We start from the raw sequence: 1082 nt of genomic DNA, 5'->3' as shown, positions 1-1082 counted from the left end.
CGTAATATGTCTCCTGCAGAACAGGCAGAAGAAGTCCGCCAAGTAAAAAAGTTTGAATCTGGTATGGTTGTTAATCCAGTCACTATTGGCCCAGATGCAACACTTGAAGAAGCAAAATCTTTGATGCGCTCTCATGGTATTTCCGGTATTCCGGTTGTTGAAAATGGAGCTAAAGGCGAAACTGCTGGACGGCTTGTTGGCATTTTGACAAATAGGGACGTGCGTTTTGCATCGGATCCCAAACAAAAAATTTATGAATTAATGACGCATGAAAATTTAATCACAGTGCGTGAAAATGTTCAACTCAATGAAGCGAAGTATCTTTTACACCATCATCGTATTGAAAAATTATTAGTTGTGGATGAACAAAATCGTTGTGTCGGACTGATAACAGTTAAAGATATTGAAAAAGCAAAATTAAATCCAAACGCTGCCAAAGATTCGCAAGGTCGCTTGCGTGTTGCAGCTGCAAGTAGTGTGGGGAACGATGGGTTTGAGCGGGCTGAACGATTAATTGATGCAGGCGTTGATATTCTAGTGATTGATACTGCACATGGACATTCTCAGCGTGTATTAGACACAGTTGAGCGTATTAAAAAAATGACGTTTTCTCCAGCCATTATTGCTGGTAATGTCGCGACTCCGCAAGCAACACAGGCTTTGATTGACAGTGGTGCGGATGCTATAAAAGTTGGTATTGGTCCTGGTTCTATTTGCACAACGCGAATTGTTGCAGGCGTTGGTGTTCCTCAGCTTGCAGCCATTATGAGTGCGGCAGAAATTGCTGATAAGGTAGGTATTCCCGTTATTGCTGATGGGGGGATAAAAGCTTCGGGTGATTTTGCTAAAGCCTTAGCAGGTGGGGCTTGTGCTGCTATGATTGGCTCTCTTTTAGCTGGTACAGAAGAAAGCCCTGGTGAAGTTTATCTATATCAAGGACGATCCTTTAAAGCTTATCGCGGCATGGGATCTGTTGGTGCTATGGCACGAGGATCGGCAGATCGTTATTTTCAAGATGATGTTCGTGATGAACTTAAGTTGGTTCCTGAAGGTGTGGAGGGGCAGGTGGCTTATAAAGGTCC

Annotated in this window: 1 protein-coding gene; it reads left to right on the top strand. The window is 43.3% G+C overall.

What is annotated here, in order from left to right; translation table 11 throughout:
• A partial coding sequence (guaB, locus tag ACFIKE_RS12285) for an IMP dehydrogenase (RefSeq protein ID WP_375650001.1) occupies positions 1–1082 on the top strand: 1082 nt, incomplete at both ends.

The sequence above is a fragment of the Bartonella sp. MU70NMGDW genome (assembly GCF_042194085.1).
Lineage (GTDB): Bacteria > Pseudomonadota > Alphaproteobacteria > Rhizobiales > Rhizobiaceae > Bartonella > Bartonella grahamii.
Note: the sequence above shows the minus strand (reverse complement) of the source record. Positions and strands in the feature narration are given on the sequence as shown.